General features: G+C 67.3%; 17 protein-coding genes and 1 pseudogene. 9 read left to right on the forward strand and 9 right to left on the reverse strand.

Annotated features, from left to right (window positions below):
* Positions 1 to 2 precede the first annotated feature (2 nt).
* The 3 genes from ACEN9F_RS01370 to ACEN9F_RS01380 are packed head-to-tail and all read left to right on the forward strand — an operon-like array spanning position 3 to position 2,965.
* Entirely contained in the window at positions 3 to 971 is a 969-nt protein-coding gene (locus ACEN9F_RS01370; protein WP_413417070.1) for a glycosyltransferase, read from the forward strand.
* A gap of 36 nt (positions 972 to 1,007) precedes the next feature.
* Positions 1,008 to 1,670: a response regulator gene (locus tag ACEN9F_RS01375; RefSeq protein WP_413426932.1), complete on the forward strand. Its 663-nt coding sequence runs from the start codon at positions 1,008 to 1,010 to the stop codon at positions 1,668 to 1,670.
* A complete protein-coding gene (locus tag ACEN9F_RS01380) occupies positions 1,667 to 2,965 on the forward strand; it encodes an ATP-binding protein (RefSeq protein WP_413417072.1) in 1,299 nt (432 codons plus the stop codon). The genes ACEN9F_RS01375 and ACEN9F_RS01380 overlap by 4 nt, the downstream gene beginning before the upstream one ends.
* Positions 2,966 to 2,983: 18 nt before the next feature.
* On the opposite strand, the gene ACEN9F_RS01385 is transcribed toward ACEN9F_RS01380, so the two are convergent.
* The 3 genes from ACEN9F_RS01385 to ACEN9F_RS01395 all read right to left on the reverse strand — a co-directional run bounded on the left by ACEN9F_RS01385 (position 2,984) and on the right by ACEN9F_RS01395 (position 6,104).
* Entirely contained in the window at positions 2,984 to 5,236 is a 2,253-nt protein-coding gene (locus ACEN9F_RS01385; protein WP_413417074.1) for a TonB-dependent receptor domain-containing protein, read from the reverse strand.
* 99 nt (positions 5,237 to 5,335) lie between these two features.
* Positions 5,336 to 5,851 (reverse strand): Ohr family peroxiredoxin, encoded by a 516-nt coding sequence (locus tag ACEN9F_RS01390; protein ID WP_413417076.1) that lies wholly within the window; start codon positions 5,849 to 5,851, stop codon positions 5,336 to 5,338.
* A gap of 49 nt (positions 5,852 to 5,900) precedes the next feature.
* Positions 5,901 to 6,104: a hypothetical protein gene (locus tag ACEN9F_RS01395; RefSeq protein ID WP_413417078.1), complete on the reverse strand. Its 204-nt coding sequence runs from the start codon at positions 6,102 to 6,104 to the stop codon at positions 5,901 to 5,903.
* A 35-nt stretch (positions 6,105 to 6,139) separates the two neighbouring features.
* On the opposite strand from ACEN9F_RS01395, the gene ACEN9F_RS01400 reads away from it, so the two are divergent.
* From ACEN9F_RS01400 to ACEN9F_RS01415, 4 genes are all read left to right on the forward strand, one after another.
* On the forward strand, positions 6,140 to 6,979 hold the full coding sequence (locus tag ACEN9F_RS01400) for a GlxA family transcriptional regulator (RefSeq protein ID WP_413417080.1): 840 nt from the start codon (positions 6,140 to 6,142) through the stop codon (positions 6,977 to 6,979).
* 26 nt (positions 6,980 to 7,005) lie between these two features.
* Complete coding sequence (locus tag ACEN9F_RS01405) at positions 7,006 to 7,395, forward strand: OsmC family protein (protein ID WP_413417082.1); 390 nt, start codon at positions 7,006 to 7,008, stop codon at positions 7,393 to 7,395.
* A gap of 262 nt (positions 7,396 to 7,657) precedes the next feature.
* The gene (locus ACEN9F_RS01410; protein WP_413417084.1) at positions 7,658 to 8,722 is read left to right on the forward strand and encodes a choice-of-anchor J domain-containing protein; all 1,065 of its coding nucleotides are present in this window, start codon (positions 7,658 to 7,660) and stop codon (positions 8,720 to 8,722) included.
* Positions 8,719 to 10,131, forward strand: coding sequence for a PA domain-containing protein (locus ACEN9F_RS01415; protein ID WP_413417086.1), 1,413 nt, complete (start codon positions 8,719 to 8,721; stop codon positions 10,129 to 10,131). The genes ACEN9F_RS01410 and ACEN9F_RS01415 overlap by 4 nt, the downstream gene beginning before the upstream one ends.
* Before the next feature lie 6 nt (positions 10,132 to 10,137).
* Here the strand turns inward: ACEN9F_RS01415 and ACEN9F_RS01420 are convergent, their stop codons facing one another.
* The 4 genes from ACEN9F_RS01420 to ACEN9F_RS01435 form a co-directional block, all read right to left on the reverse strand.
* The gene (locus ACEN9F_RS01420; protein ID WP_413417088.1) at positions 10,138 to 11,568 is read right to left on the reverse strand and encodes an efflux transporter outer membrane subunit; all 1,431 of its coding nucleotides are present in this window, start codon (positions 11,566 to 11,568) and stop codon (positions 10,138 to 10,140) included.
* Positions 11,565 to 12,797 carry an efflux RND transporter periplasmic adaptor subunit gene (locus ACEN9F_RS01425; protein ID WP_413417090.1) on the reverse strand — a complete coding sequence of 411 codons (1,233 nt, stop codon included), beginning with the start codon at positions 12,795 to 12,797 and terminating at the stop codon, positions 11,565 to 11,567. The genes ACEN9F_RS01420 and ACEN9F_RS01425 overlap by 4 nt, the downstream gene beginning before the upstream one ends.
* 1 nt (position 12,798) lies before the next feature.
* A complete protein-coding gene (locus tag ACEN9F_RS01430; protein ID WP_413417092.1) occupies positions 12,799 to 16,005 on the reverse strand; it encodes an efflux RND transporter permease subunit in 3,207 nt (1,068 codons plus the stop codon).
* Positions 16,006 to 16,139: 134 nt separating this feature from the next.
* Positions 16,140 to 16,472, reverse strand: a complete 333-nt coding sequence (locus tag ACEN9F_RS01435; RefSeq protein ID WP_413417095.1) for a PilZ domain-containing protein — start codon at positions 16,470 to 16,472, stop codon at positions 16,140 to 16,142.
* A 165-nt stretch (positions 16,473 to 16,637) separates the two neighbouring features.
* On the opposite strand from ACEN9F_RS01435, the pseudogene ACEN9F_RS01440 reads away from it, so the two are divergent.
* A pseudogene (locus tag ACEN9F_RS01440) lies at positions 16,638 to 17,972 on the forward strand (RecQ family ATP-dependent DNA helicase); the annotation flags it as partial.
* A gap of 70 nt (positions 17,973 to 18,042) precedes the next feature.
* On the opposite strand, the gene ACEN9F_RS01445 reads toward ACEN9F_RS01440, so the two are convergent.
* Positions 18,043 to 19,464, reverse strand: coding sequence for an MFS transporter (locus ACEN9F_RS01445; RefSeq protein ID WP_413417097.1), 1,422 nt, complete (start codon positions 19,462 to 19,464; stop codon positions 18,043 to 18,045).
* Between the two features lie 78 nt (positions 19,465 to 19,542).
* Between ACEN9F_RS01445 and ACEN9F_RS01450 the strand changes: the two genes are divergently transcribed.
* Complete coding sequence (locus tag ACEN9F_RS01450) at positions 19,543 to 20,409, forward strand: LysR family transcriptional regulator (protein ID WP_413417099.1); 867 nt, start codon at positions 19,543 to 19,545, stop codon at positions 20,407 to 20,409.
* Here the strand turns inward: ACEN9F_RS01450 and ACEN9F_RS01455 are convergent.
* Positions 20,406 to 21,320 (reverse strand): LysR substrate-binding domain-containing protein, encoded by a 915-nt coding sequence (locus ACEN9F_RS01455; protein ID WP_413417101.1) that lies wholly within the window; start codon positions 21,318 to 21,320, stop codon positions 20,406 to 20,408. The two genes, ACEN9F_RS01450 and ACEN9F_RS01455, sit on opposite strands and share 4 nt — an antisense overlap.
* Between the last annotated feature and the right edge of the window lie 14 nt (positions 21,321 to 21,334).

Raw genomic sequence — 21,334 nt, forward strand, 5'->3', positions numbered from 1 at the left:
AGATGAACCGGGAGCTGCCTTATCCTGAGCTGTCCATCGTCATCCCCGTGTACAACGAGCAGGACGGCCTGGCCACGCTGTTCGCCCGCCTGTACCCGGCGCTCGACAAGCTGGGCATGTCCTACGAGATCGTGTTCGTCAACGACGGCAGCCGCGACAACTCGGTGGCGATCCTGGCCGAGCAGTTCCGCGCCCGTCCGGACGTCACGCGCGTGGTGCTGTTCAACGGCAACTACGGCCAGCACATGGCCATCCTGGCCGGCTTCGAGGCGGCGCGCGGCGACATCATGGTGACGCTGGACGCCGACCTGCAGAATCCGCCGGAAGAGATCGGCCTGCTGGTGAGGAAGATGCGCGAGGGTTACGACTATGTCGGCTCGATCCGCCGCAAGCGCAAGGACTCGGCCTGGCGCACCTACGCCTCCAGGGCCATGAACCGCCTGCGCGAAAAAATCACCAACATCAAGATCACCGACCAGGGCAATATGCTGCGCGCCTACGGCCGCAACGTGGTCGACCTGATGAACCAGTGCGGCGAGGTCAACACCTTCGTGCCGGCGCTGGCCTACCGCTTCGCGCGCAACCCGACCGAGGTCGTGGTCGAGCACGAGGAGCGCGCGGCCGGCGAGTCGAAATATTCGCTGTACAGCCTGATCCGCCTGAATTTCGACCTGGTGACCGGCTTTTCGCTGGTGCCGCTGCAAATGTTTTCCATGCTCGGCATGCTGATGTCGGTGGCCTCGGCCGCGCTGGTCGTGCTGCTGCTGGTGCGCCGTTTCGCCATGGGGGCCGAGGCCGAAGGCGTGTTCACGCTGTTCGCGATCGCGTTCTTCTTCATGGGCCTGATTCTGTTCGGCATCGGTTTGCTGGGTGAATACATCGGCCGCATCTTCCAGCAAGTGCGCGCCCGTCCGCGCTACGTGGTCCAGGCCATTTTGCAGAAAGAAGCCAGTCCGCTTACCACAGGGTAATATAGGAGGATATTCAACGAAATGACGGGTATTCAGGTGCGGTTGCTGTTGGTGGAAGACGATCCGATGATCGGCGAGAGTATCGAGGACGGCCTGCGCGGCGAGAACTATGCTGTCGATTGGGTGCGCGACGGCCGCGATGCGGAACTGGCGCTGGCCGGCGTCGACTACGACCTGATGCTGCTCGACCTGGGCCTGCCGGGCAAGCAGGGCATGGACGTGCTGCGCGCCACGCGCCGGCGCGGCGCCGACCTGCCGGTGCTGATCATCACCGCGCGCGACGGCACGCCAGCCCGCGTCGAGGGCCTCGACGCCGGCGCCGACGATTACCTGGTCAAGCCCTTCGACCTGGATGAGCTGCTGGCGCGCATCCGCGCGCTGCTGCGCCGGCGCGTCAGCCGCACCCGTTCCGTCATCGAGCACGGCGCGTTGAGGCTGGACCTGGCCAGCCATGAGGCGACCTTCGCCGGCGAGCAGGTCAAGCTGTCGGCGCGCGAGTTTTCCGTGCTGCGCGTGCTGCTCGACAATCCCGGCAGCGTGGTCTCCAAGAGCCAGCTGGAAGAAAAGCTGTACGGCTGGAACAACGAGGTCGAAAGCAATACGGTCGATGTCTACGTCCATCACCTGCGCAAGAAATTCGGCGCCGATTTCATCAAGAACGTGCGCGGCGTCGGCTACAAGATCCCGGCGGCGCCATGAAGACCATCCGCCAACAACTGCTGCTTGGCCTGATGGGCGCCACGCTGTTCTGCGTGCTGGGCGCGGGCGCCACGCTGTACCGCTCGCTGCTGGAGGAAACCAACGAACTGGCCGACCTGCAGCTGCGCCAGCTGGCGGCGGCCTTGCCGAACGAATTTGCGCCGGACAGCGCCTTGCCGGCGGCGGGGGATCCCGAGGAAGAGTTTGTGCTGCAGGCCTGGGACGAAGGCGGCGCGGCGCTGCCGGTTTCGCATGGCAAGCCCGAGTTGCCGCGCTACGCGGTGCAGGGCTTTTCGGCCGCCTCCGTACAGGGCACGCGCTGGCGGCTGTACGGTGAAACGCGGCGCGGCCGCTACGTGCAGGTGGCGCAGCGGATGGCGGTGCGCGACCAGATGGCGGCAGGCATGGCCTTGCGCGCCGGCGCGCCGCTGCTGGTGTTCGCGCTGCTCCTGGGGCTGCTGATCCTGGTGGTGGTGGGACGCGCGCTGCAGCCGCTGAACCGGCTGGCGCAGGCGGTGGCAGGCCGTTCGCCGGACGCGCTGACCCCGCTGGTCGCGGACGACATGCCGCCCGAGCTGGGGCCGGTGGTGCAGGCGCTGAATGGACTGATGCAAAAATTCGACGAGGCGCTGACGGCGCAGCGCACCTTTGTCGCGGATGCCGCGCACGAGCTGCGCTCGCCGCTGACGGCGCTCAAGCTGCAGTTGCAGCTGGTCGAGCGGGCCGGCAGCGACGAGGCGCGGCGCGCCGCGCTGGCCAAGCTGCACGAGCGGCTGGATCGGGGCACCCACCTGGTGCGTCAATTGTTGAGCCTTGCACGTCACGAGAGTCCGCTGGCGACCGCGCAGCTGCGCCCGGTCGACCTGGGGCTGCTGCTGGAATCGGCGGTGGCCGACCATTCCGCGCTGGCCGACAGCCGCGACATCGACCTTGGCGTCGAGACGCCGGCCCAGGTGACGATGGCGGCCGACCCTGACGGCCTGCGGGTGCTGTTGAATAACCTGATCGACAACGCGCTGCGCTACACGCAGCAGGGCGGCCGGGTGGATCTGCAGTGCGCGTACGAGGACGGCAGGCCGCTGCTAAGGGTGCGCGACAACGGTCCCGGCGTGGCGGAGCAGCATCGCGCGCGCCTGTTCGACCGCTTCTTCCGGCCCGACGGCAACGACGCCTGGGGCTGCGGCCTGGGCCTGTCCATCGTGCGCAATATCGCCGACCATCACCACGCCGACATCCGGCTCGAAGACACCGAACCGGGGCGCGGCCTCAGCGTGACGGTGCTGTTCCCCCAGTAACAAACAGCGGGGACTTTTTTAGGCGCCCGGTGGCGGGCCGCCTGGGCCGCCGGGACCGCCTGGGCCGCGGCCCGGACCGAACCTCGGTTCGTTCGATTCCTGCGACGACGACGCGCCGCCGAAGCGGTAGGACAGGCCGACGTAGAACACGCGGCCGTCGAAGTGGCGGGTGCTGGTCTCGCGCAGCGTGGCGCTGTTGATGACCGTTTCCATCTTGTTGGTGTTGAACAGGTCGGTGACGTTGGCCACCAGGCTCAGTTGCGGCGTCACGTTGTGGCGCCAGCTCATGTTGAACGTGTGGTTGGGCGAGCGGTAGCCCTGGCCCGACAGCGTCTTGCCCATCATCTGCAGCGCCATCTGGATCTGGTTGGCCGCGTCGTACTGGTAGTTCAGGCGTGCGCGGCCGCTCAGCGAGTTGGCGGTGCGCGTGATCAGCGCGCCGGTGTCGTCCTGCGTGGTCTGCTGGCTGCGCGCCAGGTTGCCGCTGGTGTTCAAGGTCAGCGACGGCGTCAGCTTGCCGCTGACCGTGAATTCCAGCCCGCTCGAATGGCTGCCTTCGCCGTTCTGCTTGGTGGTCAGCAGCACGTTGTTGGCGATGAAGGTGCGGAAGTCGACGATGGCGTCGGTGTCGCGGCGGTAGTAGCCGCGCAGGTTGGTTTCGAGGCCGTACATCTTGGTCTCGTAGCCGACCTCGAAGGAATCGGTCTTGGTCGGCTTCAGGTTCGGATTGCCGGACGAGACGTTGAATTCGTCGCGGTAGGTCACGTACGGATTCAGGTCGTTGGCGTTCGGGCGGCGGATCCGGCGCGCGTAGGCGAAGCGGATGTTGGCCGTCTCGGTCGCCTTGTAGGTGGCGAAGAAGCTCGGGATGTAGTTGATGTAGTTGTTCTTGGCCTCGACATTGCCGGTGATCTGCTGGATGTCCATGTCGGTGTACTCGGCGCGCAGGCCGGCCAGCGCGCCCCAGCGGTCGCTCAGGCGCATCTGGTAGGAACCGTACAGCGCCAGCGTGGTTTCTTCCAGCTCGTACTGGTTGCTGCGGCCGGCGTTGACGGTGGCCATGCCGGTCACCGGGTCGATGTCGGTGTACAGCGTGTCGAAGGTGGTGGTGTTGGTGGCCGCCTTGTAGCCGGCCTTGAGCGAGCCGCCCGCCAGCGGACGTTCGTAGTCGCCGGTGAAGTCGACGATGCGGGTGCTGTTGTTGTTGTACTGGGCGGCGCGGGTGTCGGCCATGCCTTCGTTGGCGTAGTCGTTGGCGTAGGCGCTGGTGCTGTCGTTCTCGGAGGCCGAGACGCGCAGGTCGATCTTCAGCGTTTCGCCCGGCAGTTCGCCCTTGTGGTCGTAGCGGCCGCCCCAGCTGAAGTTCTTGCTGTCGCCGCTGCGGGTGGTGCTGCGCACGTAGTCGTTGGCCGGAATGAAGGCGGTGGCGCCGTTGATGTAGTGGTCGCTGGCGCGCTGGTCGTTGGTGCGGCCGTTGTAGTTGGCGCTGCCGGTCAGCGTGTCGCTCGGATTGAGGTTGTAGCTGACGGTGCCGTTCACGCCGGCCATGTCGTTCAGGCCGGCGCCGACCGACGACTGGCTGCTGTGCACGAATTCGCCGGTGACCGGATCGAGGCGGTCGCGCGTGACTTCGGCGGTCGAGTTGCGGCCGTCGTGGCGCACGTTGGCGCTGCCCTGGAAGCCCCAGGCGCCTTCGTTGTAGGTGCCGTTGACGGCGCTGTTGTAGCGGCCGGCCGTGCCGCCGTTGCCGTTGACGGTGGCGAAGCCGCCCGGCTTGCGGTTGCGGCGCATCACCAGGTTCAGGATCGGGCCGCCGCCGGCCTCGTTGCCGAACTGCGCGCCGGGATTATTGATGACCTCGACCGATTCGATATCGTCGGCCGCCATGGCCTGCAGCGCCGCGCCGCGGTTATCACCCTGCAGCATGGCCGACGGCTTGCCGTCCACCAGGATCTGCACATTGGTGCTGCCGCGCAGCGAGACCGTGCCGTCCGGATCGACCGCCACCGACGGCACGTTGTTCAGCGCGTCGGCCGCCGTGCCGTTGGTGCTGGAGACATCGGACTTGACGTCGTAGACCTGGCGGTCGATGCGGTTGGTCGGACGTTCGCCGGCCACCGTCACCGACGGCACCACGGCCGCCTCCCTGGGCTTGGCCGAAGTTGTCGGTTTTGCATCGGCTTTTTCCGGGGTGGCTTGAACTTGGGCTTGGGCGAGCGGTGCGGCGAGCAGCGAGCCGCCGGTGAGGCAGGTCAGGAGTATCTTTTGCATGGCTTGGCGGGCCGCCGGGGCAGCGCCGTCTTATTCGTCGTTGAGGTGCCGCTATTTTACAGGCATGCCCCGGGTGGAATAGTTGCCATTTACAATACTTTACCTGGCTGAAACGTGTGTAAGGCCGATGACGGTGGTGCGGCTGCCGATGCCGCTGCGCGCCATCTTGGTATAAGGACAAAAGCGCTCGGTATTGCGCACCAGTTCCTCGGCCGACGCCTGCGCCAGCCGGGGCAGCCGGATGTGGATGTCGGCCGTCAGCAGGAACAGGCCGTCCATCGGATCGCGGGCGAACACCACGGTCACGTCGACCGCCGCGTCGAGGATGTCGAGCCCGGCCTTGGCGGCCAGCAGGCTCATGGCGCCATGGAAGCAGGCCGCGTAGCCGGCGGCGAACAATTGCTCGGGATTGGTGCCGCCGCCTTCGCCGCCCAGTTCCTTCGGCAGCCGCAGTTGCGGGTCCAGGTTGCCGTCGTCCGAGCGGGCCAGGCCGGAGGCGCGCGCATGGCCGGCTTCGCCGCCGGTGACCCGCACGGTGGTGGAGTAGAGCGGTTCGACCTCGGTTCCCCAGTACTTGTCGAGCAGGGAGACGGGCGGCGGCGCGATGGGTTTCATGGTGGGCGGAGGGGAGGGGGGGGGCGCCGGCGTTCCCGCGATGCCTCGATCAGCGGTTCAGCCAGCTGGTGATGCGGACCGCGCCGAGCCGCTCCTTGCCGCTGACCGGCACCAGCACCCCGCAAAATCCGCCAAGCACGCTGCACAGCAGGAAGCTGATGCTGTTCGTGGCCTTTCCCGGCATGTGCATGCTGGACATGGCCGGCCCGCAAACCGTGTTCTGGAGCGCCAGCCGCTCGCTGGCGGCGCGCATACGAGCGCCATACCGTCAGCCTGGATGGCGGGGCGGTGCCGACGCTGGAGGGCGTGCCCATGCACACCTTGCCGCTGGCCGATTTCGCCGATGCCGATATCGACACCATCATCGTCCCCGGTTCGCCGCATATCGAGCAGGCGATCGAACACTCGCAGCGCTTGATCGCCTGGCTGCAGGCGGCGTCGGCCAAGGCGCGCCGCACCGCCTCGGTGTGCAGCGGCGCCTTCATGCTGGCGCAGGCGGGGCTGCTGGACGGCCGGCGCGCGGCCACGCACTGGGCCATGTCGGAGCGGCTGGTGCAGCTGCATCCGACGGTGGAAATCGACCGCGATGCCATCTTCGTGCGCCAAGGCAATGTCTGGACTTCGGCCGGCGTGACGGCCGGCATCGACCTGTCGCTGGCCCTGGTGGAAGCCGATTGCGGGCGGCAGGTGGCGCTGGAGGTGGCGCGCGACCTGGTGGTGTTCGTCAAGCGGCCGGGCGGGCAGGCGCAGTTCAGCACGCTGCTGCAGGCGCAGCTCAAGGATGGCGAGGTGTTCGATGAGCTGCACCTGTGGATCACGGACAACCTCGGCAGCGATGCGCTGACGGTCGAGGCGCTGGCCGTGCGCGCCAGCATGAGCCCGCGCAATTTCGCCCGCGTCTACAAGGAAAAGACCGGCCGCACGCCGGCCAAGGCGGTCGAGATCTTTCGGCTGGAAGCGGCGCGCCGGCTGCTGGAGGATTCGGAGCGCAATATCGACCAGATCGCCGGTCTGTGCGGCTTCGGCGACGAAGACCGCATGCGCACAACCTTCCAGCGCAACCTCGGGGTCTCTCCTTCGGAATACCGCAATCGCTTCTCTTCCCCGACGCCGGCCGGGATAAAATAAGCGCCCTACACAGACTGGAGCGGCACATGGCACGCGGCGTTGCGCATATCGGCAGAGACACTTACCACACCCGGATCGAGGTCAGCGGCCACGTGCTGGCCGGCGACGAGCCGGAACGCAACGGCGGCGCCGACACCGGCCCGGCGCCCTACGACTTCCTGCTGGCCGGGTTGGGCGCCTGCACCGCGATCACGCTGCGCATGTACGCCGACCGCAAGCAGTGGCCGGTGGACTCGGTGGCCGTGGCGCTGCACCTGACGCACGGCGACGACGGCGCCTTGCTGGTCAAGCGCACGCTGACCATCGCCGGCGGCGTCGATGCCGGGCAAAAGGCCCGCATGGCGGAGATCGCCGAAAAGACGCCGGTGACCCTGACGCTGAAGGCCGGTCTGCGCATCGACACCACGCTGGACTGAGGCCGTCGATTGGTGCCAGACCGGCGGCGGCCGGCCTGCTGGCCGCGCAATTGGCGACGGCGGCGCCGCCCGATCCGCTGGTCACCGCGCTGATGGTCGTCCTGCTGAAGGAAAAGAATAAGCCGCCCGTGATCCCCGTCAAACCTGAGTAACTCTTACTCCCATCCTCATGGAACCGGGCTGCTCAGCAATTGGTCTAATCAAAGCAAGTTGAGCCGTACCGCTGGTTATTCCGATTGACGTTTTCATCATGAGGTTAAAAATGAACCTGACTAAACATCTGGCGGGGCTGCTTGCGGCCGTCGCCAGCAGCGCCGCATGCGGCGCGCCTTTGTTGACGGAAGGCTTCAACGACATCGGCACGCTGCCTGGCAGCGGCTGGGTGTTGACCAACCACAGCACACCGCCGGGCAGCACCGGCTGGTTCCAGGGCGTTCCAGGTTTTTTCCCGGCGGCGGCGGGTGCCGCTGATTCCTACCTCGCGGCCAACTTCAACAACGCCGGCTTCGGCGGCGCCGTCAGCAACTGGCTGATCACGCCGGAGCTGGCCTTGGTCAATGGCGAGTCGCTGAATTTTTCGCTGCGCCTGCTGGGCGAGGGCGCGGTCGACCGCGTCGAAGTCTATTTCAGCAACAACGGCGCCAGCGCCGATATCGGCGACTTTTCCTTGCTGTCGTGCTTCAGCTCGGATGTCGACACCGGCTGGATGAGCCGCTCGGCGACCATCAACGGCCTGGCGGCGCCGTCCAGCGGACGCTTCGCCTTCCGCTATGTCGTCGATGACACCAGCGTCAACGGCAACTATGTCGGCATCGACTCGGTCAGCGTCGACGCTGCCGCGATACCGGAGCCCGGCACCATGGCGCTGGTGCTGATCGGGGGCGTGGCCTTGCTGCGCGCGCGCCGCCGGCGCCTGCTGGCCGCGCGCTGGCTGGCTTGCGCCGGCTTGTCCCTGTGCGGCGCCGCGGCGCAGGCGGCGCCCGATGGTGTCATGACCTTCCCCCATGTGAAGGTGGTGGCGCAGGAAGCGCCGACACCGCTCCGGCCATCGATGCCGCCGGGCGGCTTCATGGGGTACAAGGATCCCGTCACCGGCCGCTTGAGCAAGCCGACCGCCGAGCAGGCGGCGGCGCTGACCGCCCCGTCCGCGGCCATCGCCAGGCCGAGGGCCGCCAGGCCGCAGATCACCCGTCCGCCGCACGGCGGCTTCGGGATCATGCTGGACGAGAGCCATGCCCGCTACGCGATCGCGCGCAAGGCGGCCGACGGCACGGTCAGCGAAACCTGCGAGCCGCGCCGGGACGCCGTCGAGGGAGAGCAAAAATGAAAAATCACCTGACTGCCATCCTCGCGGCGGTGACCATGCTGTCCTCTTCCGCCGGCTGGGCGGCCGCCACCATCACCATCGTCAACGGCGACCCGGCCGGTGTCGGCTTCAACGATTCCACGCCGGTGGCGCCGGTCGGCGGCAACACCGGTACCACGCTGGGCGCGCAGCGGCTCAATGTGTTCCAGGCGGCGGCCAGCAAGTGGGGCGCAACGCTGGACAGTAGCGTGCCCATCCGGGTGCTGGCGATCTGGGCGGCGCTGCCATGCAACGACACGGCCGCCGTGCTGGGCAGCGCCGGCGCGCTGGAAGTGTTCTACAACTTTCCCGGCGCGCCGCACGCCAACACCCTGTTCGGCAAGGCGCAGACCAACAAGCTGCTCGGCTTCGACGCCGACCCCGGCGTGCCCGACATCCTCGCCCGCTTCAACGTCAACCTGGGGCAGCCGGGCTGCTTCACCGGTTCGCCGTTCTATCTCGGGCTGGACAACTTGCACGGCGCCAACACCGACCTGGTCACGGTGCTGCTGCACGAATTCGCCCACGGCCTGGGCTTCCAGACCTATACCGACGACCAGACCGGCGCAATGCTGGCGGACGTGCCCAGCATCTGGGACTACTTCCTGCTGGATACCGGCACCGGCAAGTTGTGGAAGGACATGACCGACGCCGAGCGCGCCGCGTCGGCCGTCAAGTCGGGCCGGCTGGTGTGGAACGGCGCCGAGGTCAACGGCGCCGCGCAGGCCGTGCTGCAAGCGGGCACGCCCATCTTGACCATGCTGTCGCCGCCCGGCGTGGCGGGCGTGCTCCAGGTCGGCACGGCCAGCTTCGGGCCGCCGTTGAGCAGTCCCGGCATCACCGGCGAGGTGATGCCGGTGGTCGACACGCCGCCGGAGCTGGGCCTGGCCTGCGCGCCGCTGTCCCCGATCAACGCCAGGGCGGTGCAGGGCAAGATCGCGCTGGTCGACCGCGGCGTTTGCGGGTTCACGGTCAAGGTGCTCAACCTGCAGGACGCCGGCGCCATCGGCGCTGTCGTGGTCGACAATGTGGCCAGCGCGCCGCCGCCGGGTCTGGGCGGCGCCGAGCCGCGCATCGTCATACCGGCCGTGCGCATCACGCTGGCGGACGGCATCGCGCTGAAGGCGGCGATCGCCAGGCGCACCCGCACGCACTCGGGCATGTACGCCACCCTGGGCGTGAACCTGGCCGTGCGGGCCGGCGCCGACGCCATGGGCAGGGTGCTGATGTATGCGCCCAACCCCAACCAGCCGGGATCGTCGGTGTCGCACTACGACACCAGCGCCACGCCCAACCAGCTGATGGAGCCGGCCATCAACGGCGACCTGACGCACGAGGTCAAGCCGCCGTTCGACCTGACCTTCCCGCTGTTGAAGGATATCGGCTGGTAGCGCCGCTTACTCGATGGGCTGGGCGGCGTGCCAGCCGCCGCCCAGCGCCTTGACCAGGTAGACCGAGCCGACCATCTGCTTGCCGCGCAGCTGCACGGCGAGGCGCTGGTTGTTGAGCAGCGTCTGCTGCGCCGTGATGACGTCGAAGTAGGTTTCGACGCCGCCGGTGTAGCGGTCGGTGGCCAGTTCCAGCACGCGCTGCGCGCTGCGCACGCTGGCTTCGGACAGCGCGTGGGCGCGCTGCAGCGTGGCCAGGCTTTCGGCGCCGTCCTCGACCTCCTGCATCGCCGTCAGCACGCTCTGGCGGTAGTTGGCCACGGCGCCGGTGTAGCCGGCCTTGGCGATGGCGACGGTGGCGTCGCTCTTGCCGGCGTCGAACAGGGTTTGCGTCAGCGCGGCGCCCAGCGACCACAGCAGGCTGGGCGCGTCGAGCAGCCTGCCCATCTGGTTGCTGTCCCAGCCGCCGCTGGTCTGCAGCGTCAGGCTCGGGAACCAGGCGGCGCGGGCGACGCCGATATTGGCGTTGGCCGCCGCCACCGCGCGCTCGGCGGCGGCGATGTCGGGCCGCCGCTGCAGCACGTCCGACGGCAGGCCGACCGGCAGCGCGGGCGGCGTCAGCGCCAGCACCGCCGGCGCCAGCTTGAAGGAGGGCGCCGGCGTGCCGGTCAGCGTGGCGATCGCGTGCTCGAACTGGGCGCGCTGGCTGCGCAGCAGTTCCAGCTGGGTCTTGCTGGCGTCCAGCAGCGATTGCTGCTGCGCCAGGTCGAGGCCGGTGGCCGCGCCCAGTTCATGGCGGGCGTCGATGAAGTCGTAGGCCTTCTGCTGCAGCACGATGCCCTGGCTGAGCACGTCGATTTCCGCGTCCAGCTCGCGCAGGTTGAAGTAGTCGGCGGCCAGCTCGGACACCAGCACCAGGCGCACGTTCTCGACATCCGCCGCCGCCTGTTCGGCCACCGCCTGCGCGCCTTGCACGCCGCTGCGCACGCGGCCGAACAGGTCGGCCTCGTAGTTGACCGCAAAGCCCAGCTGGTAATTGTTCTGCACCACCGACTGGTTGGTGGTGTTATACGAGGACAGCGGGCGGTTGGCCGAGGTCTTCTGGCGCGCGGCGCCGGCCTGCAGGCCCGCCTGCGGGAACAGCCCGGACGAGCTGACGGTCACCTGCGCGCGCGCCTGTTCCAGCCGCGCGGCGGCGCCGGCCAGGCTCTGGTTGCGCGTCAATACCTGCCGCGCCAGCTGGTTCAACTGCTGGTCGCGGAACACTTCCCACCAGTCGCCCTTGAGCCCGGCGTCGCCGGGAGCGGCGGTTTTGAAGGCGCCGGCGGACTGCCACATGGCCGGCATGTCGATGGCGGGTTTTTCATAGGCCGGCGCGCCGGCGCAAGCGGCCAGCAGCAGTGCCGCGCCCAGCGCGGCCAGGCGGAACAGGGTGGTCATTGGGCGGCCACCTTCTGCTGCTTGACCTGCACCACGTCGCCGTCGGCCAGCGAGTCGGCCGGATTGACCACCAGCGATTGCGCCGCCGTCACGCCGTCGAGGATCTCGATCTTGTTGCCCAGGTCATGGCCCAGCGCCACGGTCCGCAGCGTGACCTTGCCGCCGGCGCCGACCACCGCCACGCGCGGACCTTCGGGCCGGAACAGCAGCACATTGGACGGCACCAGCAGCGCGTTGGCGCTGCCGCTGACCGGCAGCGACACCTGCACATAGGCGCCGGCCAGCAGCGTATTGTCCTGGTTCGGCAGGTTGACCTCGATCTGCATGGTGCGGGTGGCGGCGTCGATGGCGCCGGCGGTGCGCACCACGGAACCGCTGAACTTCTGGCCCGGCAGTTCGGCCTGCGTCACGTCGACCTTGTCGCCGGCCTTGATGCGTTGCGCATAAGCCTGCGGCACATACACGTACACCCGCAGCGTGTCCACCTGCGCCAGGCGGAACAGCGCGTTGCCGGCGCCGCCGTTGCCGCCGTTGATCAAGTCGCCGACATCCACCGAGCGGCTGGTGACGACGCCGGAGAACGGCGCCAGCACGCGCTTGAATTCCTCGGTCTTTTGCAGGCGCCGCACATTGGCCTCGGCCGCCGCCAGGTTGGCCTGCGCCTGCGTATAGGCGCTGCTGCGCTCATTGAGTTCCTGCTGCGTCACGGCGTCCTTCTTGCGCAACGCTTCCCAGCGCTCGGCCGAGCTTTTCGCCAGCTCCAGGCTGGAGGCGGCCTGCTGGCGCGCGGCGACCGCCTGCGACAGCTGCTGGTCGACTTCCGGCGTGTCGATTTCCGCCAGCACGTCGCCCTTGTTGACGCGGCTGCCGATGTCCTTGGTCCAGCGCAGCACGTAGCCGCTGCTGCGCGCGTAGATCGGCGATTCGATGATCCCCTGCAGCGTGCCGGGCAGCGACAGCGGCTGGCCGCCCTTGGCCGGCGTGGCGTTGGTGGTCACCACGAACTGCTGGTTGAGCTCCGCGGTCGACGCGGTCAGCGCATTGGCCCGCACCACGCGCTGCAGCAGCACGGCGGCGCCGCCCAGCAGCAGCAGGGCGACGGCGACCGCGCCGGCCAGCCTGGCGCGCTTGAGGATGGGGCCGCGGCGCGGATGATGGTGATGGTGCTCCGGCGAGCCATCTTCGGGAGCGCTATGGATGCCGAGCACGGCGTGACGATTTTCGGACATATCAGATATTCCCCTCTGCGACAGCAGGCATGGATGGCGCGCGGCGCGCGGCACGGTGTTCAAGGTAGCGGTGGACGCCGGCAAACACGATCGGCACAAACAGCAAGGTGGAGACGGTGGCGAACAGCAGACCGCCGATCACGGCGCGGCCCAAAGGCGCGTTCTGCTCGGCGCCCTCGCCGAAGCCGATCGCCATCGGCACCATGCCGATGATCATGGCCAGCGCCGTCATCAGCACCGGCCGGATGCGGGTGGCGCCCGCTTCCAGCGCGGCCGACAGCGGCGGCAGGCCGTCGTTGAGACGCTGGCGCGCGAACGACACCATCAGGATCGAGTTCGCGGTGGCCACGCCCATGGTCATGATGGCGCCGGTCAGCGCCGGCACGCTGAGCGTGGTCCCGGTCAGGAACAGCATCCAGGCGATGCCCGCCAGGGCGGCCGGCAGCGCGGTGACGATGATGAAGGCGTCCACCCACGACTGGAAGTTCACCACGATCAGCAGGTAGACCAGCACGATCGCCATCAGCAGGCCGATGCCCAGGCCCTTGAAGGACGAGTGCATGGTCTCGACCTGGCCGCGCACATTGATCTTGCTGCCGCGCGGCAGCTTCTGGCCCATGTCGTCGACCAGCTTCTGGATCTGGGCCGAGGTCGAGCCGAGGTCGCGGCCCTCGACGCTGACGAAGATGTCGATCACCGGCGTCAGGTTGTAGTGCGAGACGATGGCCGGCTGCACCGTCGGCTCCACCGTCACCAGGCTGCTGAGCTGCTGGGTGGCGCCGGTGCCGTCGCCGGCCGCGCCCGGCGTGCCGCCAGCGCGCACCGGAATGCGCAGCAGCGCGTCGAGATCGTCGATGCGGTATTGCGGCGTCTGCACCGCGACGTTGTACACCACGCCGTTGCTTGGATTGAGCCAGAACGCCGGCTGCGTCTGCGAGCTGCCCGACAGCGAGACCAGCAGGTTCTGCGTCAGGTCGGCCGGATTCAGGCCCAGTTGCTTGATCTGGGCGCGGTCCATCTTCAGGCCCAGGGTCGGCAAGTCCATGCGCTGGTGGATATGCACGTCGACCGCGCCCGGCACCTGCTTGACCTGCTTCATCAGCGCCGAGGCGATCTGGTAATTGCTGGCCAGGTCCTTGCCGGCGATCTGGATATCCACCGCCGCCGGCTGGCCGAAGTTGAGGATCTGCGTGACGATGTCGGCCGGCTGGAAGAAGAACTCCACGCCGGGGAAGCGCTGCGGCAGCTCGCGCCGCAGCCGGTCGATATAGGTTTGCGACGGCTCATGCCCCGCGTGCAGCGACAGCAGGATTTCCGCATCCAGCGTGCCGATGGTGCCGGCGTTGCTGTACGAGAGGTTGATGCTGCTGTACGGCGTGCCGAGGTTGTCGAGGATGGTTTGCAGGTCGCGCTTGGGGATCACCTGGCGGATGACCTTTTCCACTTCGTCGGTGACGCGCGCGGTCTCCTCGATGCGGGTGCCGGTCGGCATGCGCATGTGCAGGCGGATCTGGCCGGAATCGACGGACGGGAAGAAGTCGCGGCCCAGCGTGAAGACCAGGCCCAGCGACAGCACGCAGAACAGCAGGAAGGCGCCGCCGAAGCGCTTGCGGTGCGTCAGCAGCGAGGACAGGATGATGATGTAGCCGCCGCGGAAGCGCTCGAAGCCGGCGTCGAAGCGCTGGTACACGCGCTGCAGCATGCTCGGTTTCGCGCCGGCCGCTTGCGGCGCATGGTCCATCATCATCATGACCATGGTCGGCACCAGGGTGCGCGACAGGATGTAGGAGGCGATCATCGCGAACACCACCGCCTCGGCCAGCGGCACGAACAGGTAGCGCGCCACGCCGGTCAGGAAGAACATCGGCACGAACACGATGCAGATGCACAGCGTCGACACCAGCGCCGGGATGGCGATCTCGCCCGCGCCCTCCATGATGGCCTGGTGCAGGTCGGAGCGCTGGTGCAGGTGGCGCTCGATGTTCTCGATGGTGACGGTGGCGTCGTCGACCAGGATGCCGACCGCCAGCGCCAGGCCGCCCAGCGTCATGATGTTGATGGTCTCGCCCAGCATGTAGAGCATCAGGATCGACGACAGGATGGATAGCGGGATCGACACCGCGATGATGCAGGTGCTGCGCCAGTTCCCGAGGAACAGCAGGATCATGGCGGCGGTCAGCGCGGCGGCGATCACGGCTTCATGAATCACGCCGCTGATGGCGGCCTTGACGAACAGCGACTGGTCGAACAGCGGGGTGATCGTCAGTTCCTTCGGCAGCGACTGCATGGCCTGCGGCAGTAGGGCCTTGAGCGTGTTGACGATGTCCAGCGTCGACGAGCCGCCGTTCTTCAGCACCGACAGCAGCACGCCGCGCTCGCCGTTCTGGCGCACGATGTTGGTCTGCGGCGAAAAGCCGTCGCGCACCCGCGCCACTTCGGACAGATAGGTGGTGGTGCCGCTCTTGCTCAGCACCGGGATCTGGTTCAGCCCCGCGATGGTGTCCGGCGAGCCGTTCATGGCGACGTTGTATTCGGTGATGCCGATCTTGGCGGTACCGGATGGCAGGATCAGGTTTTGCGCGCCGATGGCGGTGACGACGTCGGTCGGCGTCATGCCCTTGGACTGCAGCGCCTTCAGGTCGAGGTCGACCGACACCAGCCGCGACTTGCCGCCGTAGGGGTAGGGCACGGCCGCGCCGGGGATGGTGACCAGTTGCGGCCGCAGGAAGTTGACGGCGGTGTCGAACATCGATTGCTCGGTCAGCGTGGCGCTCGACAGGCCGAGCTGGATCACCGGAATGCTGGAGGCGGAATACTTGATGATCAGCGGCGGCGTGATCCCCGGCGGCAGCTGCTTGACCTGCGACTGCGCGGCGGCCACGACCTGCGCCAGCGCGGCCTGGATATTGGCGTTCGGCTGGAAGAAAATCTTGATGACGGTGGAGCCGGCCAGCGACTGCGACTCGATATGCTCGATATCGTTGACGGTGGTGGTCATGCTGCGCTCGGTGGTGGCGGCGATGCGCTGCCCCATCTCCTGCGCCGGCAGGCCGCTGTACTGCCAGATGACGCTGATCACCGGGATATCGATTTCCGGGAAGATATCGGTCGCCATCTTGGTCAGGGCGAGCGGCGTCGACAGCAGGATCAGCAGCGCCATCACGATGAAGGTGTAGGGCCGCCGGAGGGCGATTTGAACGATCCACATACCGAAGTTTCCGCCTCTAGTCACAGAGCGGAAAATCATAGCACGCCGGACACCCGCCGGAGCGGCCCGGAAATAACTGATACTTACCAATACAGTGCGTTACACGCTTGCACCGTTGTTGTGCGGCTGGCGCGCTAGGCGGGGGCGGTGGTGACGTAGTCGACGATGCGGTCGGCGCAGGCTTCGGAAATGGCCATGAAGCGGGCGCCGTTGCGGAAGCGGCCATGCGTGCCGACCTCCGCGCTGTGGATCACGGACAAGGTCAGCTCGTTGCGGATGGTGCTGCCGGGGAAGCAGAAATTCAGCAGATACGGCTCATCGGTCCGCATCGGATGGTCGCTGACAAACGCCACGCCCATGCGCGAAATATCGATGATCTGCGTGGCGGACGTGTTCTGTCCGTGAATGTCGCTGATGTAGGCGTCCACCTGCAGCAAACGTCGTACATGCTCTCGTCTCGGGTCCATCTATTCTTGGGCTGCCTGTAAAAGCCATAGTATGACAGATTCCATGCCCGGACAGCCAGCGCGGTGCGTTGCCGTACATACCAAATGCGCAAGCTTGTCTACGCTGGCGGCATGGAAAACCCTCAAAACAAGCGGATTAGCCGGATCCTGCGCCAAGTCTTCGGTATGGAGGCGTTGCGCGACGGCCAGCGGCTGGTGATCGAGAGCGTGCTGGCCGGCCGGGATACGCTGGCGGTGATGCCCACCGGGAGCGGAAAGTCGCTGTGCTACCAGTTGCCGGCCTGCCTGCTCGAAGGGGCGACGGTGGTGGTGTCGCCGTTGATTTCGCTGATGAAGGACCAGGCCGAGAAGCTGGAGGAGGGCGGCATCGCCAGCGCCGCCCAGATGAACAGCAGCCTGTCCCGCAGCGATGAACTGGCCGCGCTGGAGGCGATCGAGCGCGCCGACAAGGACGTGATCTTTTGCACGCCGGAGCGGCTGGCGACGCCGGAATTCCTGGCGCTGCTCAAGCAGGGCAAGATCGCGCTGGTGGTGATCGACGAGGCGCATTGCATCTCGCAATGGGGCCACGATTTCCGCCCTGCCTACCTGGAGATCGGCGCCGCGCTCGACGCGCTGGGCAAGCCGCCTCTGCTGGCGTTGACGGCCACCGCCACCGACGACGTGATCGCCGATATCCGCGCCCAGCTTGGGCGTCCGCGCATGGATGTGGTCAACACCGGCATCTATCGCCCGAACCTGCACTACCGGGTGAAGCAGGTGACCAATCCGGATGAAAAATACGCGGTGGCGCTGCAACTGGTGCGCGACAGCGCCGGCGTCGGCATCGTCTATTCGGCCACCGTCAAGGCGGCCGAGGAAATGCACAAGCTGCTGCAGGAAGCCGGCGAGAGCGTCACGCTCTACCACGGCAAGCTGAAAGCGGCCGAACGCAGCGGGAACCAGAACCTGTTCATGAGCGGCGAGCGCCGCGTGATGGTGGCGACCAACGCTTTCGGCATGGGCATCGACAAGAGCGATACGCGGTTTGTGATTCACCTGCAGGTGCCGGCCAACCTGGAAGCCTACTACCAGGAGTCGGGCCGGGCGGGGCGCGACGGCCTCGATGCCGAGTGCACGCTGCTGTACTACCATGCGGACAAGCGCTTGCAGCAGTACTTCCTGATCAAACGCTATCCGTCCTCCGAGGAGCTGAAGGCTGTATACGAGGCGGCGCTGGCGCTGGGCCAAGCCTCGTTCACCGAGGCGGAGCTGAGGTCGCTGGTGGAGCAGATGCCCGCCAGCCAGCTGAAAATCTGCCTCAAGATGCTCAAGGACGGCAAGCTGTTGAAGCGCAACCGCAAGCTCGACTACGTGTTGACATCTTGTCCGACACCCAAGGCGGCGCGGTTCGAGCAGATGGCGCAGGTCTACGTCGACAAGCATGAACGCGACCGCGAAGGGCTGGAGCAGATGGTGGCTTACGCGCAGAGCGGCTATTGCCGCTGGAAGCTGCTGCTGGATTACTTCGGCGACCGCCCGCGGGACTTCGAGCGCTGCTGCCAGTGCGACAACTGCCTGTCGCCGCCGTCTATCCAGCACAGTCCACAGCGGCTCGAACCGGCGCCGGAGCCTGCGCCGGCCGACGGATACACGCGAACGCCAGCAGTGCCGCCAGCAACAGCAGCCCGCCCGATACGCCCATCGCCAGCTGGATTCCGCTAAGGATGCCGGCGTTGGCGCCGGCCGCCACCAGCGCGCCGAACACCGCCACGCCGACCGCGCCGCCGACCTGGCGCGCGGTGTTCAGCACCGCGGAGGCGGTGCCGGCCTGGCGCCGTTCCACGCCGGACAGTATCGAAGTGGTCATCGCCGGCACAGCCAGGCCCATGCCGGCCGGGATCAGCGCCAGTCCCGGCAGCATTTGCAGAAAGGTGGCGTCGTCGGAGATGCCCCACCAGCCCAGCAGCGCATAGCCGGCCGCGCCGATCAAGCCGCCCAGTATCATCGGCGTGCGCGAACCGACACGGGCCTGCATCCAGCCGCTGACGATATTCGAAAAGATGAAGGTGCCGGTCAACGGCAGGAACACCAGTCCCGCATGCAGCACGCTGAAGCCGCGCACTTTTTGCAGGTAGAAGCTGAGGACGAAGATCACGCCGTAGTAAGAAAAATTCATCAGCACGCCGAACAGCACGGCGCCGGAAAACGGCGCGCTGCGGAACAGGCCCAGCGGCAGCATGGGCGACTTGTTGTTCGCTTCGACCCAGACGAACAATCCGGCGGCAACGGCCGACACCATCAAGCCGCCGCTCACCAGCCAGTGCCGCCAGCCCAGGGCCTCGTATTCGATGACGGCGCCGATGAAGCCGGTCAGGGTCACCACCGCCAGCAGCTGGCCGGCGATGTCCAGGCTGCGGTGCGGATCGCGGCCTGCCGCCGCCGGTACCACGCGGCTGGTGAGCCAGAAGCCGGCGACGCAGATCGGGATGTTGACCCAGAAAATGCTGCGCCAGCCCAGGCCGGGCAGCGACATCAGCAGGCCGCCCAGCACCGGCCCGGCCGCGATCGACATGCCGCCGGCGGCGGTCCACCAGGCGATGGCCTTGGCCAGCATCGCCTTGTCGTCCGCGTAGGTGGCGTTGAGGATGGCCAGGGAACTGGGCACCAGCAGCGCGGCGCCTATGCCTTGCACGGCGCGCGCGATATTCAGCACCATCGCGGTCGGCGCCATGGCGCAGGCCAGCGAGGCGGCCGTGAACAGCGCGAAGCCGGTCATGAAGGTGCGGCGCGAGCCGAATTTATCGCCCAGCGCGCCGGCCGACAGCAGGAACACGGCGAAGCCCAGCGTGTAGGCGTCCACCACCCACTGCAGGTCGGTGACGCCGGCGCCCAGCTCATGCCCGATCTGCGGCAGGGCGACATTGACGATGGTGACGTCCAGCTGGACGATGATGAAGGCGAAGCTGCATGCGAGCAGGATGGCCAGGGAGGGAGTGTGGTCAGTTTTCATGACTGCACTATAGGACGGTTTGACTATTTGGAAAAATGAATAATAATGAAGATATCTATCTTATTTTAAGAATCGAATATGGAACTCTCCGCCCTGCGCATCTTTAAAGCGGTGGCCGAGGAGGGCAGCGTGACGCTGGCCGCCTCCCGCCTGAATCGGGTGCAGTCGAATGTGTCCGCGCGGCTGACCCAGCTGGAAGACTCGCTGGGTGTGGCGCTGTTCCATCGCTCCGGCCGCAAGCTGCAGATCACCACCGAGGGCGCGCGCCTGCTGGCCTATGCCGACCGCCTGCTGCAGCTGGCCGACGAGGCGCAGGCGGCGGTGCAGCCGGACCAGAAGCCGTCCGGCCAGCTGCGCATCGGCTCGATGGAGACCACGGCGGCGGCGCGCCTGCCGCAAGTGCTGGCCGCCTTCAACCGCAAGCATCCCGAGGTCGACCTGATCCTCGACACCGCGCCGACCGATCATCTGCTGGACGGCGTGCTGAAGCATCGGCTGGACGTGGCGCTGGTGGCGGGGCCGGTGGCGCATCCCGAGCTGGAACAGCGGCCGGTATTCGAGGAGGAGCTGGTGCTGATCACCAATCATGCGCATGCGGCGCTGGCGTCGCCGCGCGAGCTGCAGCGCCGCACCCTGCTGGTGTTCCGCAGCGGTTGTACCTACAGGCGGCGCCTGGAGTCGTGGTTTGCGGAGGGCGATGTGGCGCCGGCGCGGGTGTCGGAGTTCGGCACCTTCGAGGCCATCATCGGCTGCGTGGCGGCCGGCATGGGCGTGGCGCTGATGCCGAAGGAATTGCTGGAGCAGCGCAAGCTGGCCAGGACCGTGCGCCAGCACGCGCTGCCGCCGCATATCGCCCATGTCGAGACCATGCTGGTGTGGCGCAAGGATGTGCTGCACCATCGGGCGCGGTCGGCGTTCGCCGATAGTCTCGGCGTGGGCGGCTAAGGGCGCGGCAGCTTCGCCATCAGGAAATCGACAAAGGTGCGCACCCGCAGCGACAGGTGGCGCGCATGCGGATACAGCAGGATGAAGGGACGCGAGGTGCCGCCATGCTGCGGCAGCAGTTCCACCAGGTCGCCGCGCGCCAGGTCCTGCCCGACGATATAGCGGTAGGTCTGCACCAGGCCCGCGCCGGCGCGCGCCAGCGTGACGATGCCCAGCACGTCCTCGGCGCAGCACAAGCCGCCGCCGGTTTGCAGGTCCACCTGTGTACCATCGACCTTGAACGTCCACGGGATCTGCTTGCCGGTGCTGGGCAATTCAAACTGGATGCATTCGTGCTTGCGCAGGTCGTCCAGGCTTTTCGGTTTGCCGGCGCGCTTGAGGTAGGCGGGCGAGGCCACCAGCACCAGTTCCGCGTCTTCCAGCTTGCGCGCGATCAGGTTGGAATCGGCCGGCGCGCGGCCGCGTATCGCCAGGTCGTAGCCTTCGTCGGCGAAGTCGATATTGCGGTTGCTGACGTGGATATCCAGCGTGACCTCCGGGTACAGCGCGCGGAACTCGCCCAGCAGCGGCAGCAGCCGGTAATGGGCAAACGGCGTCGGCGCGCTGATGCGCAGCGCGCCGGCCGGCCTGGCCTGGCCGCCGGTGACTTCGCGTTCCGCCTCGGTCAGCTGCGACAGCGCCTGCCGGCATTGCTCGAAATAGCGCTGGCCGCCGTCGGTCAGGCGGATCTGGCGCGTGGTGCGGACGAACAGGCGCACGCCCAGGCGTTCCTCCAGCCGGGCGATCGAACGGCTGACCGCGGCCGGCGTCACGCTCGCCGCGGCGGCGGCGGCCGTAAAGCTGCCCAGCTCCGCCGCAAAGCAGAACAGCTCGATGCTCCCCAGCAGCACGTCGTCGAAATTGCGCTTCATGGTCACTCCATTGA

Origin of the sequence: Duganella sp. CT11-25, from assembly GCF_047302815.1 — a bacterium.
Lineage (GTDB): Bacteria > Pseudomonadota > Gammaproteobacteria > Burkholderiales > Burkholderiaceae_D > Rugamonas.